Genomic DNA, 15,123 nt, shown 5'->3' with positions numbered 1-15,123 from the left:
CCATTGTATTAGGTGGCATGAATAAAAAACTGCTCTTGTTGCTTTGCAAAACGCATAAACAATTCGGGAAGGCCGGATAGCGGTCCATGGGGATGGATGAAAAAGAAATTGCGCTCTATGGTGAAATCTTCTATTTCAATAATTTTTAAATGTTTTTCATGCAATTCGCGAGTGATGGCATGAATAGACAAAAAGGCAAAGCTATTACTGTGCAAAAGAAATTGTTTAATACTTTCGGTACTCGCTAAATTAACGTTTATCTGCAAGTCCTGTAGATCTACACCTTTTTCTTTTAAATGTTTAGCGATCACGTCATTTGTTCCTGAACCATTCTCGCGCATGATAAAGTCAAGCCGTGAAAGATCCCTAAATGCCAATGTATCATGCAAAGCAAGCGGATTTTCTGCACGTGTAACTAAAACAATTTCGTCTTTAAAGAGAGGTGTGTATTTCATTGATTTATTTTGCGTTAACCCCTCGATAATTCCGAGATCAATGTTTTTTTTATCGAGCCAATCTTCCACTTGTTGTGTATTGCCGTGTGCCACTTCAATATGTATACCGTCGTAATTGCGATGAAAATTCGCTAATATGAGGGGAATGATGTAGTGCGAAATAGTGGTGCTGGCACCTAATTTTAATTTTCCCGATGTTTCTCCCTTTAACTTATCGATTTCGTACGTAGCTTTATTATATTGCTCAATAATAAGACGAGCATGTTTGTATAGAATGGAGCCTGCGGCAGTTAGTTTAAGCTTGTTGCCACTTCGTTCGAAAAGAGATTGGCCGATTTGTTGTTCCAATTCCTGGATATTTTTACTAACAGCAGGTTGTGATATAAAAAGCTCCGAAGCCGTTTTTGTAAAATTCAATTGCGTAGCGGCAGTGAAAAACACTTTTATTCTGAAATCACATTCCATAAAACAATGTAGATGTCTTGATAATTGTTGGGATTAATCCCGATAAAACTTGTTTATAATTGGAAAGAGCGCTAGACCAAAACCAGCCTAGCCTCTTTTTACATCGTTTTGAAAATAAAATTAAGATAAGATATCCACAATTTTAAGCAAGCTAGGTGTAAGGGAGTCTATATGCTTGATAGCCTTATTGAATGGAGTAAATGCAATGTCACCATTGATAACGCCCGCCATTTCACCTTTACGTCCAGCTAGTAGCGCTTCCACGGCAGCAACGCCTAGACGGCTTGCCAGTACTCGATCCATACAAGTTGGGCTACCTCCACGTTGTATGTGACCCAAAATGGAAACTCTGGTATCATAATTTGGAAAATGTTTCTTCACCAGTTCGGCTATAGCGAAGGCGCCACCTTCTTCGTCACCCTCGGCCACTAATACAATTTTCGAAGATTTATCTTTTCGGCCATGAGCCAACTTTTCCAATAAAGCTTTTGAATTTGTTGCGCTTTCCGGAATTAAAATGGCCTCTGCCCCTGTTCCTATGCCACTACGAAGCGCAATAAGTCCGGAATCACGGCCCATTACCTCAATAATAAATAGGCGATCGTGCGACTCCGCTGTATCTCGGATTTTGTCAACTGCACTGATAACGGTATTGATGGCCGTATCATAACCGATGGTGAAATCGGTTCCTGCTAAATCATTGTCAATAGTGCCTGGAAGCCCCATTACCGGGATGTCGTGTTCCTCAATAAATTTTGCTGCTCCCGTGAACGTTCCATCTCCACCAATAGCGACTAATCCGTCGATTTGGAATTTCCTGATTTGTTCATAAGCCTGTTGACGTCCTTCTACGGTTCGAAATTCTTTGCTACGTGCGGTCTTTAAAATAGTTCCGCCTCGTTGAATGATATTGGCTACAGATTTAGCATCCATCGGAAAGATATCTCCATTTACCATACCATCATAACCCCGCTGAATACCGAATACATTTAGATTATAATGCAAACTCGTGCGTACAACAGCACGTATAGCTGCGTTCATGCCCGGCGAATCTCCACCTGAAGTAAATACTGCAATATTTTTGATTGTGCTCATATTAATGTATAGCTGATTTGATTATTACGGACGCTATAGCCTTTCTTTATAGGCTTTAATACCTGATTCAAGAAAGTCGATGTAATTTTGGGGATCATAATTCGCTCCTTGCGGAGGAACCAATACATTACCATTGCTGTCTACAATAACATATAAAGGTTGCGAATTGCTGTTGAATTTGGATGCCTGGAAATCGCTCCATTTTTTTCCGATGGTATTGATCTTTTTTTTGCTGTAAGTCGAGATGTATTGTTCGTTTTGCGGCAGCGTAGTCTTATCGTCGACAAACAATTCTGCCATAATAAATTCGTTATTTAAGAGGTTTTTTACGCGGGGATCCGTCCAAACATTTGCTTCCATTTTACGACAATTCACGCAGTTCCAACCAGTGAAATCAATTAAGACAGGCTTGTTTGTTTGTTTAGAAACCTCCAAGGCTTGTTCATAATCATAATAGGGATCAAATCCTTTCGGAGTTCCACGTTCATGAAAGATCTCTGCATATTTTTTAGGACCGGAGTTTGTGGTAGTATGAGACGAAGCCGATATACCGGTGCTTAAGTCAAAATCTTGAGTAGCACTTGGCGGCAAGAATGCGCTGACTGACTTTAATGGGGCGCCCCACATACCCGGAATCAGATATACGACAAAGGATAGCACCACAATGGCAAAAAATGTACGCAGAACCGATAAATGTGGAACCTCACTGTCGTGTGCAAATTTGATTTTTCCTAGTAGGTATAGCCCCATTAAACCAAATATTACGATCCAAAGAGCTAAAAATACTTCTCTATCCAGCCAATTCCAATGGTATGCCAAATCCACATTCGATAAAAATTTAAGAGCAAAGGCTAATTCGAGGAATCCTAATACCACTTTTACGCTATTTAACCAACCTCCGGATTTCGGTAAGGATTTCAACAAGGATGGAAACAAAGCGAACAGCGCAAAGGGGATAGCAAGTGCCAAAGAAAAGCCAAACATCCCAATGGCAGGTCCTAAACGTTCGCCCTTGGAGGCTGCATCTACTAACAAAGTTCCAATTAGTGGGCCCGTGCAAGAGAAAGAAACTAAAGCGAGGCTAAAAGCCATAAAGAAGATGCCAATAAGGCCTCCTTGATCCGATTTAGCGTCTACTTTGTTAACAAATGAGCTGGGAAGGGTAATTTCGAAAGCACCTAAAAAAGACGCAGCAAATACCACTAACAATAAGAAAAACAAGAAATTAAAAATACCATTGGTAGAAAGTGCATTTAAGGCGTCTGATCCAAAAAAAATGGTGACAAGCATTCCCAAGCCAACATAAATAACTATAATAGATAAGCCGTATAGAATAGCTTGTCCTATCGCTTTTGACTTAGACCCGGCTCTCTTCGTAAAAAAGCTAACGGTTAAAGGAAGCATTGGGAATATACAAGGCATTAAAATAGCGGCAAAACCAAAAAGCAAGCCATTAATGAATATTTGCCAAAGTGAAACGCTATTCGCAGTATCTGTTGAAATTACCGGTTGAGCAGGCAAACCTTTAGTAGGAGTAGCTGCTTGGACTGTATCGGTATTGACGCTTGTATCTTCTGTTATATCAGTAAATTCGATATCATCCAAAGAAATGGTGTCGGTTTGTAACGTAAGCGCAGAGGCTTCGTTCATAAAAAAGCTTAAGAAAATACTAGCTAATGTAATTATAATGAATTTTCTATACATCAGTTTTAGTTTGAAGGCGTGAAATTAGTAATTATTCCTGAGAGGGTGCCAATTTTCAGGTCTCCTTATTGTAAATAAAGTACGGTTAGGTTAAGATGGGATGAAGGAAAGCGGCTTAAGCCACTTTCCCTATTTTATTGGAATATTGAAATTCACTTCATCGGGAGGTAAACATTCCCGATCGTTGCACACCATAAATTCAATGGTCCCTTTAACAGAGGTTGCGGCTTTATTGAGTTTGATTTTTTGTTGAAAGACAACCTCGTTTTCAAAGTATACAACATCCATGTCAAACACCTTCTCGAAGTGGCTTATCCCCTTCGGTTCACTGGTTTTTCCAACAGGGGTGTAATCTGTTGATTTTGTGAAAGTAAAACTGGTGGGCACCGGGCCACCGGGTTTGATGTTTTGAGAGTAAATATGCCAACCTTTATCGATGGTAGCTTTTATTAGAAGCACAGCCTCCGTTTTATTAATCTTTTTAGCAGCATAGGCCCATTTTACCGGCGTTTTAATCTGTGCGGACGCAATTAAGGTGCTGAAAATCAAAATGGCTAAAAATGCACTTAATTTTTTCATTTTAATACAATTTGTCTTTTTAGACGCTGTTGGTCAAAAAGGTTTAACTTATGTGTGAATAGTCGGCCTTGCAAACTATGGAGCGAGGACGGTGCAAACTTATAGAAAAGGAGGGGATTATGCAATTTGGTTACGTCTTCTTCGCCCCAACTTTAGTCAGTTCCGTGATTTCTCTTCTGCATACTTGGCAGGAATCCTCAAATGAACGCAATTTCTTTAATAGCGTGCTCTGTCAACTGGCCGTCAAAATCTACTATAAGTTTTCCTTCTTTGTTTACGTCAATGACTGTGCCGCTTTTGTGTTGTCCTTGCACCAGAAAATTGGCAGGCTCCCCTAATCGGTAAAGAAGGCTTTTGTAACGACTTTTTTGCTGTATTATATGTTTTTCTTTAAGGTGTTGATATTCAGTGCTTAAGTGAAGGCAAAGGCTTTGCAGTAAGGTTTTTATTTCAAAATCCTGATTCAGCAGCAGCTTGAGAGAGGAAGCCCTCGCCTGATTGTCACCAAAAACAGTTTGGTTAACATTTAGCGCTATGCCAATAATGGCATGTTTCCAACTGCTTCCCCGCAGTATATTTTCTATAAGAATTCCTCCAATTTTTTTATCTAGGTAGTAAAGGTCGTTCGGCCATTTTATACGCAGATTTTCGCCCAATATCGGTTGAAGAGTATCCGCAATTGCTAAACTAACGGCGATATTGAGATCGAACTGATCCTTTGGTAAAAGGAAGGTCGGGTTCAATAGAACACTACAAGTTAAGTTTTTACCTGGTTCACTTTTCCAAATATTGCCCGCTTGTCCCTTTCCTGCATACTGCTCTACTGCCATTATTACAGTTCCTTCAGTATATGGCGTAGAATTTGACAGGTTAGATTTAAGATAATCATTAGTTGAATTTACCCGTTGAAGAGTAATAATATTTTCTCCAACAATAAGTCCCAAAAAAGTGTTACTTTGCAAAGTCTTTGTGGCATTAAATGAAAAACTGTTCAAAACTAAAATTTTTTAATGGTAAAAGGTAAAAAGGTTAAAGAATCCACTCATCTCTCGGAGATTATTATACACGGTATCCAAGAGAAGAAAGGTAACGAAATAGTTAGATTAGACCTCCAAAATGTACATAGCTCTGTTTCTGATTATTTTGTAATATGTCATGCCGAATCGACAACCCAAGTGAGGGCGATAGCGAAAAGTGTGGAAGAGGAAGTGTATAAAGCGGTTAAACAAGATCCATGGCGAAAAGAAGGGTTAGATCATGCTGAATGGATTTTGCTGGATTACATAGATGTTGTTGTACATATCTTCAAAACGGATAAAAGACAATTTTATGCGATAGAAGATTTATGGGGGGATGCAGAACTGAAATATTTTCAAAGTGCATAAGATCCCCGAGCTAAATAAACAAAGAGGATAAAACAATTTATGAAAGATAATATGTCAAATCAACCTGGGAAAATAAAGAAAGTTCCGGGGAAGAAAATCAGCCCCAAACCTCCTAAATTCAATATCATGTGGTTATGGATAGCCATGATATTGGGTTTTATTGCTCTTCAGTACGTTTTCACGGGAGAGAGTGCGAAAGAAATTACCTATCAACGATTTGAATCTACCATGTTGAAAGAAGGAGACGTGGAAAAGTTGGTAGCATATAAGCGAAATGAGTTAATTGGTGTTGAGGTTTATATTAAAAAGGATAAACTCAATCAAGAGAAATATAAGGACGTGCGTCCAAAAAATAACGGGCTTAATCTTTCCACCGGTAGTGCGGGACCCCAGTACTTTTTTCAAGATGGATCCTTCGATGCTTTGGAGCGTAAGTTAAACGCTGCACAGCAAGGTGTTCCCGAAAATCAACGGGTGAGTGTTACATTGGAGGAGAGAAATAGTCCTTGGACCGGCTGGTTACTGTCTATCATCCTGCCCTTGGGTCTTGTGATTCTTTTTTGGGTTTTCATTATGCGCCGAATGGGTGGCGGTGCCGGTGGTGCCGGCGGTCAGATTTTCAATATTGGTAAATCGAAGGCACAGCTATTTGATAAAGAATCGCAAGTAAATATTACCTTCAATGACGTGGCGGGATTGGAAGAGGCCAAGCAGGAGGTTATGGAAATTGTAGATTTTCTAAGAAATCCCAAGAAATATACCAATCTCGGAGGAAAGATTCCGAAGGGCGCGCTATTAGTAGGATCTCCAGGAACAGGGAAAACATTGTTGGCTAAGGCTGTTGCAGGAGAGGCGCAAGTACCGTTCTTTTCGTTATCGGGATCAGACTTCGTTGAAATGTTTGTTGGGGTTGGAGCTTCGCGCGTGCGGGATTTATTCAAACAGGCGAAAGATAAGGCCCCTTGTATTATCTTCATCGATGAGATCGATGCGATTGGACGTGCTCGTGGCAAAAATAATATTGTTGGCGGGAATGATGAAAGAGAGAATACACTTAATCAACTGTTGGTTGAGATGGATGGATTCGGCACGGACTCGGGTATTATCATCTTAGCTGCAACAAACCGACCGGATGTACTAGACTCGGCTTTATTGAGACCGGGGCGTTTTGATCGACAGATTTCGATTGATAAGCCGGATTTGGTAGGCCGGGAGCAGATATTTAAAGTGCATTTGAAGCCGATTAAACTGGCAGCAGATGTAGAAGCGAAGAAATTATCGGCGCAAACACCTGGTTTTGCAGGGGCAGAAATCGCTAACGTTTGTAATGAAGCCGCGCTTATAGCCGCTCGTAAAAATAAAGAATCGGTTGATATGCAGGATTTCCAAGATGCAATCGATCGGGTTATCGGCGGATTGGAGAAGAAAAATAAAATTATTTCTCCTGAAGAGAAGCGAATTGTTGCTTATCACGAAGCTGGACACGCTATAGCTGGATGGTTCTTGGAACATGCTGATCCTTTGGTTAAGGTATCCATCGTTCCTCGTGGAGTAGCCGCTTTAGGTTATGCCCAATACTTGCCGAAAGAGCAGTTTTTATATACCACGGAGCAGTTAATTGACGGTATGTGCATGACCATGGGCGGAAGGGTTGCTGAAGATCTTACTTTTGGCAAAATTTCTACGGGGGCACAGAATGACTTAGAGCGCATTACCAAATTAGCTTATGCAATGGTGGCTGTATATGGTATGAATAATAAGGTTGGTAATATATCGTTTAACGATAGTCAGGAGTCTCAATTCCAAAAACCTTACTCCGAAAAGACGGCGGAGCTTATTGATGAAGAAGTTCGTAAATTGATAAGCGATGTTTATGAGAAAACGCGGCAATTGCTTAGCGAAAAGTCAGACGGACTGAAGGCCTTAGCAGAAAAGTTATTGGAAAAAGAAATATTATTCCAATCGGATTTAGAGGAAATCTTAGGCAAAAGGCCTTTCGACCACCGTACTACATATGACGAATTTGTGAACGGTGATGAAGGTTCTTCTGACCAACGGAAAGCAGCTGAGGGGCTCATGCATGAAGGTGTAGGGGACAATTCCGGAACCTTCGATAAAACCAAATCCTCCGATGAAAACAGTACAACTGACACGGTGAAATAATCGTTTTACCAAAACTAATATCAAAAGAGACGCAGCTAAGTTGGTTGCGTCTCTTTTTTTATACTACCTAATTGGTTACACAGTCTATCTTCTCTTTCAGGTTTTTAATAAAAAACTTATAACTTGCACTTTAAATAGATGACTATGCAAGAAGCTACTGCGAAGGAAAGATTGTTGAAGAAAATACGAAAAGCGTTGTTGCTAAAGCGGGATAATCCCTACCCTAATTTGGAAGAAGTGCCTCTATATAAAGAGTCTGATGAAGCCATTGAGATTATGTTCGCTCAAAACTTTACAGCCGTTGCCGGTAACTTCGTTTTTTGTGAGGATGAAATCCAACTGATAGAAAGCTTACTTGCCATTACGGAAAAGGAAAATATTAAGCGGATTTATGCTTGGGAGAGCGAGATACAAGAAATACTTGACCGGTATGAATTTCCATTCTTTAGAGGGGACGCGGAGTTTCAAAAAGCAGAAATGGGTATTACGAAATGTGAGGCACTCATTGCACGGTCAGGAAGTATTTTAGTAAGCAATGGCGGTGCTGCAGGAAGAAGATTGAGCATTTATCCTCATGTACATGTCGTAATCGCCTATATGTCGCAACTGGTAATGGATCTAAAGGACGGATTTGAAGTTGTCAAGCGAAAATACGAGCAGATACCTACCATGATCAGTGCAATTACAGGCCCGAGCAGGACTGCCGATATTGAAAAGACCTTAGTTTTAGGAGCTCACGGGCCTAAACAATTATATCTACTATTGTTGGACGACACGATTGAGTCATAACAATGTACTAATATTTTTAGCTGTAATACTAAATATATTAGTATATTTGTTTATGGATACAATGCAAAATGAGGAGTATTTTAAGGGTAGGGGAGCTCAAATAAATACACACAATAAGTTTTTTAAAAACAAATATGTTTGTGAGCACATAGAGGGCTTAGATGAGCCTTTTCTGGAAAATACAGCTACTCAGATCATAGAGTCTTATCCTAAACAGATTATAAGTGAGAGTGACAGTCCGGATTTACGCTTTATGAGGTCAATAAATCCTTATCAAGGATGCGAGCACGGGTGCATTTATTGCTATGCTCGGAATGCGCATGAATATTGGGGGTATAGCGCGGGACTGGATTTTGAAAGAAAAATTATTGTAAAACGTAATTGTGCAACCCTCTTAGAGAAGGAGTTTAACGCAAAAGGTTATGTTCCTTCAACCATTATGCTGTCCGGAAATACCGATTGTTATCAACCACTGGAGCGCAAGCTTAAGCTTACACGATCTTTGCTTTACGTTTTTTTGAAATATAAGCATCCCGTTTCCATTATTAGTAAGAATAACCTGATACTTCGTGATCTGGACATTTTAACTGAACTGGCAAAATGGAAACTGGTACATGTAGCAGTTACGATCAATTCTTTAAATGAGGAATTAAGGCAAAAAATGGAACCTAGAACGGTAACGGCTGCTGGGCGACTGAATGTGATAAAGAAATTGACGGATGCCGGCATCCCGGTCATGTTAATGTGTGCGCCAATTGTACCGGGTTTGAACAGCGACGAAATGCCGGCCCTTATTGAGCAAGCGGCAAAGCATGGAGCCACTGCAGCTTCTTTTACCATTGTAAGACTTAATGGAGCAATCGGGGAGATATTTAAAGATTGGGTTCATAAGGCCTACCCCGATAGGGCTGAAAAAATTTTGCATGGTATTGCTGCGTGTCATGGTGGAAATTTAAATGACAGTCAGTTTGGTAGGCGGATTAGAGGAGAAGGACAACTCGCCGATAGTCTGCATCAGCTATTTAAATTGTCGGTGTCGCGCTTTATGGGTGAAAATAAGCTGACCGAATTACGTAACGATCTATTCGTTCCAACCAAGGGGAAACAATTAGGATTATTCTAACGATTAATAACAATTTTTTAGTACTTTCAACCCTATTATTTAAGATATGGAGAGTTATATCACAGAAACACCTGTTGCCAGCCTAATTTTTGTTTTTACGCTTATCACCAGTATTTATGCCTTTTCAAATCATGGTGTTCTTGAAAAGTTTATGCTGCATCCATATAGCATAAGTAGGGGAGCGCGAATATATACATTACTTACCAGTGGCATGATTCACCGTGATTGGATGCATTTATTTTTTAACATGTTCACCTTCTCTTTTTTCGGTTTTCAATTAGAAAAAATTTTGGTATCCATCAGCAGCTGGGGACATGTACAATTTGCTTTAATTTATCTGTTGAGCTTGGTTATTAGTGATATAACCACCATTATGAAGCAGAAAAACAATTACAATTACTATAGTTTGGGAGCTTCAGGTGCCATCTGTGGAGTACTTTTTAGTGCTATTTTATTTCAACCTACCTCTTATATAGGTGTGTTTTTTATTCCCATCCCTGCGGTTATTTTTGGTCCCTTGTTTTTATTCTATTGTGTGTGGGCAGCTAAAGTAGGGCGCGATAGCATCAACCATGATGCGCACTTTTATGGTGCGATCGTTGGCCTTGTTGTTACGGTATTACTATACCCTCAGGTTATTGGTCACTTTTTCAGCGCCGTAGGGCAATTGTTCACTTAGTCGCCATAAGTCTTAGGTAAATCAATTGTTTCACAGGGGCGGAATGATCCGTTTTGATCCGCCAAAAATGTCATTGGGTTTTCAGGATCCTTAATGATTTCAAATAAGGTAAAACCCCAAGGTTTCCAGAAATTTTCCAGTACCTGTCCATATGTTTTAGCTTGAAACGTATCAAAGATGGGGCGTGTGTCCATGCCCGCTAGTGGCATAGGTTCGATATAGACGATTTCTTCGGTTGGCAGTATGGCATATTCAGGTAGCCGATTAAAGAGATAAGCAGAATAAAAAAATAAGCCACAAATCTCTTCAAACTGAATGGGATGCAGTTTTTTTCCGGATACTAACTGAAGCTTCCGCTCGTGATATCTATTATTGGCTCCGTTGTCTTGCAAGCAAGCTACAATGCCGAAATTGTTCATTCGTAATGAGAAAACCAATGTGTTAATTTCATCTCGATAACTGAATTTGTCTTCCGGACTGTCTATTTCAAATACGTTGATGCTGAAAGGTAAACTGCCTTCGAATTCCATAGGTTTAATCATCGATTGCAGCATAACATGTAGATTGGAAAATTTTTTGGCTAGAACCTGCGAAAAGTTCATCGCTTCACCGCTCATATGCTGTTGCCTGATCCCAATCTGTATTTCATTGAATACAATTCCATAAAGAAGCTTTCCAATCCATTGAAACAATAATTGCTTGTTAAGTTTGATTACTTCCTGATAGCCTCCTAAAAAAGCCGCTTTTACTTCCTCTTCTAACTTTTCCAATCTATCAGAAGTGTCTGCCGAACAAGGCACCTTAAGCTTTTTGTAAGTCGTTATACTTTCGTCGAGCAACTTGAATGGCTTTTCTTCTAAATGATAATGTTGCATCAGCCAGGAAGGGAACACCTGTATTTGTTCTTCGGATGATGTTAACGTTTGCCCACTTAAAAAGCAAGTCTTATTGTCAAACGAAAATTTCTGAAAGGGGTAGTATAACATTGTTAAATAGTTAATAGGGAACTTGTTAATAGTTAGTAGGAAATAGAGAACTTGTTAATAGACATGTTGAATCGAGATAACTAATCATTTTGTCTTCAATATCTGTATAAGTTTTATCAACATTCTCTTTATATGGATAATTTCTTCTTGCAACCGGCTATTTTCAATACAGAAATTTAAGCGCTTAGCAATTTCCAATTGTGTTTCTATCTCAACGATAGATCCTAAGCTAACATATAAAAATTGTATGTATTCCTTAACAAATTGTCTTGCGGCTCCTTCTGCAATATTTGAAGGGATTGATATAGCAGCCCTTCTCATTTGACTGGTAAGGCCAAATTTTTCTTCTTCAGGAAATTTAGCGGTTAATTGATAAATGTTCTGGACAAAGTCCAAAGACTTTTGATATACTAATAAATCTTTATGGGAATTAATTTCATTCATAAGCTAACCTTGAAATGACAGCGCATATCGAAAGAGGAAAGGGCGCTTAAAGCTTTACGCTATTAACCACTCCCTTGTTCCCTATTAACAGCTAACTATATTGCTTATTATAATATTCCTGATAGGCTCCCGAGGTTACGTTATTTAGCCATTCTTCATTTGCTAAATACCAATCAACGGTCTTTTCCAATCCTTCTTCGAACTGTAAGCTAGGCACCCATCCCAAATCTTTTTGCAGTTTTGTGGAATCGATCGCATACCGTAAATCATGGCCTGCACGATCTTTAACGAAAGTGATAAGTTTTGCCGATTCGCCTGCGGGTCGTCCCAACTTCCGATCCATAATGTTACAAAGTAATCGGATCAGATCAATGTTTTTCCATTCATTATGCCCACCAATATTGTAGGTATCGCCGGCCTTTGCTTGGTGGAAAATAACGTCGATGGCACGGGCATGGTCTTCTACCCACAACCAATCCCTAACATTTTCCCCTTTCCCATAAACAGGCACGGGTTTATTGTTTTTTATATTATGAATTGCTAAGGGAATCAGTTTTTCCGGGAAGTGATGGGAACCATAATTGTTTGAACAATTTGAGATGACCGTATTAAGCCCATACGTATCATGATAGGCCCTGACAAAGTGATCGGAGCTTGCCTTTGAAGCAGAGTAAGGTGAGTGTGGGTCGTACTTCGTTTCTTCGGTGAACATACCACTTTCTCCCAAGGCGCCATAGACCTCATCTGTACTAACATGATAAAAACGTTTGCTACTATCACCTTCCCAGTATTTCCGCGCAGCATTCAACAAGTTGACAGTTCCAACGACGTTGGTCAGTACAAAATCCAAGGGGTTGCTAATAGAGCGATCTACGTGCGACTCAGCAGCAAGATGGATTACGGCATCCGGTTTGACACGCTCGAACAGCTCATTGATAAATGCAGCGTCAGTAATGTCACCCTTTACGAATTCATAGTTCACCTGATCTTCTATATCCGATAAGTTGGCAAGGTTACCGGCATATGTTAATTTATCGAGGTTAATAATGTGATATTGCGGATAGTTGTTAACAAAACGTCTTACTACGTGCGATCCAATAAATCCGGCACCTCCTGTTATAATGATATTCATGGTCTTTCTATTAAGTATGTTTGCTAAACACAATTTTATTATCCAAATGGATTTTTCTCTTTTAAATAAACTTCCCAAGCCCAAGCCGAACGCATCATTTCCTCCACATCCAATTCGGCTTTCCACCCCAATTCCGTCAATGATTTAGAGACATCTCCCCACACTTTTTCGATGTCTCCTGCACGGCGTGGGCCAATTTGATAATTCAGTTTTACGCCTGTTGACGATTCGAAGGCCCTGATAATTTCGAGCACGGACAAACCTTTACCCGTACCGATGTTGAATACTTCATAATTGGCTTTGGCCTTATGTTCTTCTAAACGTTTTATGGCCGCTACGTGTGCCTTTGCGAGGTCTACAACATGGATATAATCCCTAATGGCTGATCCATCGGGTGTATCATAGTCATTTCCGAACACGGTAACTTTTTCTCGCTTTCCAATTGCTGTCTGTGTAATGAAGGGTACAAGGTTTTGAGGTACACCTAATGGCAATTCGCCGATTAAAGCACTGGCATGTGCTCCCACAGGATTAAAATAACGTAAAGCAATGATATGATAATTGGCAAAAGCCTTGGCCGTATCGCTTAAGATTTCTTCAGCTACCTGTTTAGTATTACCGTAGGGCGATTCAGCTTTTTGAACCGGTGCGCTTTCGGTTACCGGTAATTCCTTAGGCTGCCCATAAACTGTACAGCTTGAGGAGAATACAAAATTGATATCGCGATCCTTAAATGCATTTAATAGATTGAGTAAAGAAAAGAAATTGTTTCGATAGTACTTGATCGGTTCTTCTACAGATTCGCCAACCGCTTTGCTGGCCGCGAAATGAATGAGTCCGGTGATATCCGGGTTATTCTTTACAAATTCGATTACCTTTTGTTCGTTGCAGAGGTCAAATTCATGAAACTCCGGGCTATTTCCGGTGATGGAAGCTATTTGTTTCAAAACCCCTTTATTAGAATTCGATAAATTATCAATAATAACAGGCGTGTAACCTGCATTTTGTAATTCTACAACGGTATGCGATCCGATATATCCCGTACCGCCGGTAACCAAAATTTTGCTCATATAATCGATTTTAATTAATGCTTGTTATAATACGTAAAATCTTTGTGTTTTATTTCTTTTTCGGGAAGTGATTTAAAATATTTATAAGTCTTTTGCAGACCTTCCTCCCGTCCAATCTTAGGTTCCCATCCTAGAATTTCCTTCGCTTTTGTTATATCGGGTCTTCTTTGTTTAGGATCATCGATCGGTAGGTCACGATAAACTAGTTTCTGATTCGTTCCTGTCAGTCTTATTATTTCTTCACCAAACTGCTTGATGGTTATTTCATCAGGATTTCCTATGTTTACCGGTTGTGTATAATCACTCATTAATAACCGGTAAATGCCATCTATTTGATCGTCCACATAACAAAACGAACGTGTTTGTGAGCCGTCTCCGAATACCGTTAGGTCTTCACCTCGCAAGGCTTGTCCTATAAAAGCAGGTAAAACCCTTCCATCGTTTAGTCGCATACGCGGACCGTAAGTGTTAAATATTCGAACAATCCGTGTATCCAATCCATGAAACGTATGGTAAGCCATGGTAATAGCTTCCTGAAAACGCTTAGCCTCATCGTATACCCCGCGAGGACCTACCGGATTTACATTTCCCCAATATTCTTCCGGCTGCGGACTTACCGTAGGATCGCCATATACTTCTGACGTGGATGCTACTAAAATGCGCGATTGTTTAGAACGTGCTAAGCCGAGTAAATTGTGGGTGCCTAAGGAACCGACTTTTAATGTCTGAATTGGAATTTTTAGATAATCAATCGGACTGGCAGGAGATGCGAAATGTAAAATATAATCTAGGCGCCCCGGTACGTAGACAAATTTGGAAACATCATGATTGTAAAACTCAAAATTTTCCAGTTTGAATAAATGCTCGATATTTCGTAAATCCCCGGTTATTAGATTGTCCATTCCGATTACATGGAAATCCTCTTTGATAAAACGATCGCATAAATGTGATCCAAGGAAACCAGCTGCCCCGGTAATTAATATGCGCTTTCTTGACATGCTTTAATAAATGTTTGGAATATTCTTTGGCGAAGATAAACAAATTGAATATAATT

Annotated in this window: 15 protein-coding genes; 5 read left to right on the top strand and 10 right to left on the bottom strand. The window is 39.8% G+C overall.

From position 1 onward, the window contains the following. Window positions 1–8 precede the first annotated feature (8 nt). The 5 genes from ACH11B_RS05540 to ACH11B_RS05520 form a co-directional block, all read right to left on the bottom strand. Window positions 9–920, bottom strand: a complete 912-nt coding sequence (locus ACH11B_RS05540; protein ID WP_377609933.1) for a LysR substrate-binding domain-containing protein — start codon at window positions 918–920, stop codon at window positions 9–11. 120 nt (window positions 921–1,040) lie between these two features. After that, entirely contained in the window at window positions 1,041–2,015 is a 975-nt protein-coding gene (gene pfkA, locus ACH11B_RS05535; RefSeq protein WP_013664360.1) for a 6-phosphofructokinase, read from the bottom strand. A 33-nt stretch (window positions 2,016–2,048) separates the two neighbouring features. Next, entirely contained in the window at window positions 2,049–3,665 is a 1,617-nt protein-coding gene (locus tag ACH11B_RS05530; protein WP_242627119.1) for a protein-disulfide reductase DsbD, read from the bottom strand. Window positions 3,666–3,848: 183 nt separating this feature from the next. Further along, the gene (locus ACH11B_RS05525; RefSeq protein ID WP_013664358.1) at window positions 3,849–4,298 is read right to left on the bottom strand and encodes a protein-disulfide reductase DsbD N-terminal domain-containing protein; all 450 of its coding nucleotides are present in this window, start codon (window positions 4,296–4,298) and stop codon (window positions 3,849–3,851) included. Window positions 4,299–4,495: 197 nt separating this feature from the next. Next, window positions 4,496–5,293 (bottom strand): biotin--[acetyl-CoA-carboxylase] ligase, encoded by a 798-nt coding sequence (locus tag ACH11B_RS05520; protein ID WP_377609930.1) that lies wholly within the window; start codon window positions 5,291–5,293, stop codon window positions 4,496–4,498. A 15-nt stretch (window positions 5,294–5,308) separates the two neighbouring features. Here ACH11B_RS05520 and rsfS point away from each other — a divergent pair, with 15 nt between their 5' ends. From rsfS to ACH11B_RS05495, 5 genes are all read left to right on the top strand, one after another. After that, the gene (gene rsfS, locus ACH11B_RS05515) at window positions 5,309–5,683 is read left to right on the top strand and encodes a ribosome silencing factor (RefSeq protein WP_013664356.1); all 375 of its coding nucleotides are present in this window, start codon (window positions 5,309–5,311) and stop codon (window positions 5,681–5,683) included. Window positions 5,684–5,722: 39 nt separating this feature from the next. Beyond that, window positions 5,723–7,846, top strand: coding sequence for an ATP-dependent zinc metalloprotease FtsH (gene ftsH / locus ACH11B_RS05510; RefSeq protein ID WP_377609928.1), 2,124 nt, complete (start codon window positions 5,723–5,725; stop codon window positions 7,844–7,846). 144 nt (window positions 7,847–7,990) lie between these two features. Further along, window positions 7,991–8,635 carry an LUD domain-containing protein gene (locus ACH11B_RS05505; RefSeq protein WP_013664354.1) on the top strand — a complete coding sequence of 215 codons (645 nt, stop codon included), beginning with the start codon at window positions 7,991–7,993 and terminating at the stop codon, window positions 8,633–8,635. A gap of 52 nt (window positions 8,636–8,687) precedes the next feature. Further along, window positions 8,688–9,758, top strand: coding sequence for a PA0069 family radical SAM protein (locus tag ACH11B_RS05500; RefSeq protein WP_013664353.1), 1,071 nt, complete (start codon window positions 8,688–8,690; stop codon window positions 9,756–9,758). Between the two features lie 46 nt (window positions 9,759–9,804). Next, on the top strand, window positions 9,805–10,437 hold the full coding sequence (locus ACH11B_RS05495; protein ID WP_013664352.1) for a rhomboid family intramembrane serine protease: 633 nt from the start codon (window positions 9,805–9,807) through the stop codon (window positions 10,435–10,437). On the opposite strand, the gene ACH11B_RS05490 is transcribed toward ACH11B_RS05495, so the two are convergent. The 5 genes from ACH11B_RS05490 to ACH11B_RS05470 all read right to left on the bottom strand — a co-directional run bounded on the left by ACH11B_RS05490 (window position 10,434) and on the right by ACH11B_RS05470 (window position 15,067). Then, on the bottom strand, window positions 10,434–11,423 hold the full coding sequence (locus tag ACH11B_RS05490) for a hypothetical protein (RefSeq protein WP_377609926.1): 990 nt from the start codon (window positions 11,421–11,423) through the stop codon (window positions 10,434–10,436). The two genes, ACH11B_RS05495 and ACH11B_RS05490, sit on opposite strands and share 4 nt — an antisense overlap. An 84-nt stretch (window positions 11,424–11,507) precedes the next feature. Then, a complete protein-coding gene (locus tag ACH11B_RS05485; RefSeq protein WP_130854802.1) occupies window positions 11,508–11,867 on the bottom strand; it encodes a four helix bundle protein in 360 nt (119 codons plus the stop codon). A 91-nt stretch (window positions 11,868–11,958) separates the two neighbouring features. Continuing rightward, complete coding sequence (gene rfbB / locus ACH11B_RS05480) at window positions 11,959–12,999, bottom strand: dTDP-glucose 4,6-dehydratase (RefSeq protein ID WP_130854803.1); 1,041 nt, start codon at window positions 12,997–12,999, stop codon at window positions 11,959–11,961. Between the two features lie 38 nt (window positions 13,000–13,037). Beyond that, entirely contained in the window at window positions 13,038–14,069 is a 1,032-nt protein-coding gene (gene galE / locus ACH11B_RS05475; protein ID WP_130854804.1) for a UDP-glucose 4-epimerase GalE, read from the bottom strand. Between the two features lie 14 nt (window positions 14,070–14,083). After that, window positions 14,084–15,067 carry a UDP-glucuronic acid decarboxylase family protein gene (locus ACH11B_RS05470; RefSeq protein ID WP_130854805.1) on the bottom strand — a complete coding sequence of 328 codons (984 nt, stop codon included), beginning with the start codon at window positions 15,065–15,067 and terminating at the stop codon, window positions 14,084–14,086. Between the last annotated feature and the right edge of the window lie 56 nt (window positions 15,068–15,123).

The sequence above is a fragment of the Olivibacter sp. EAT-5 genome (assembly GCF_044784325.1).
GTDB classification, from domain to species: Bacteria; Bacteroidota; Bacteroidia; order Sphingobacteriales; family Sphingobacteriaceae; genus Olivibacter; species Olivibacter oleidegradans.
The sequence above is the reverse complement of the archived record's forward strand: the minus strand, read 5'-3'. Positions and strand labels throughout refer to the sequence as shown.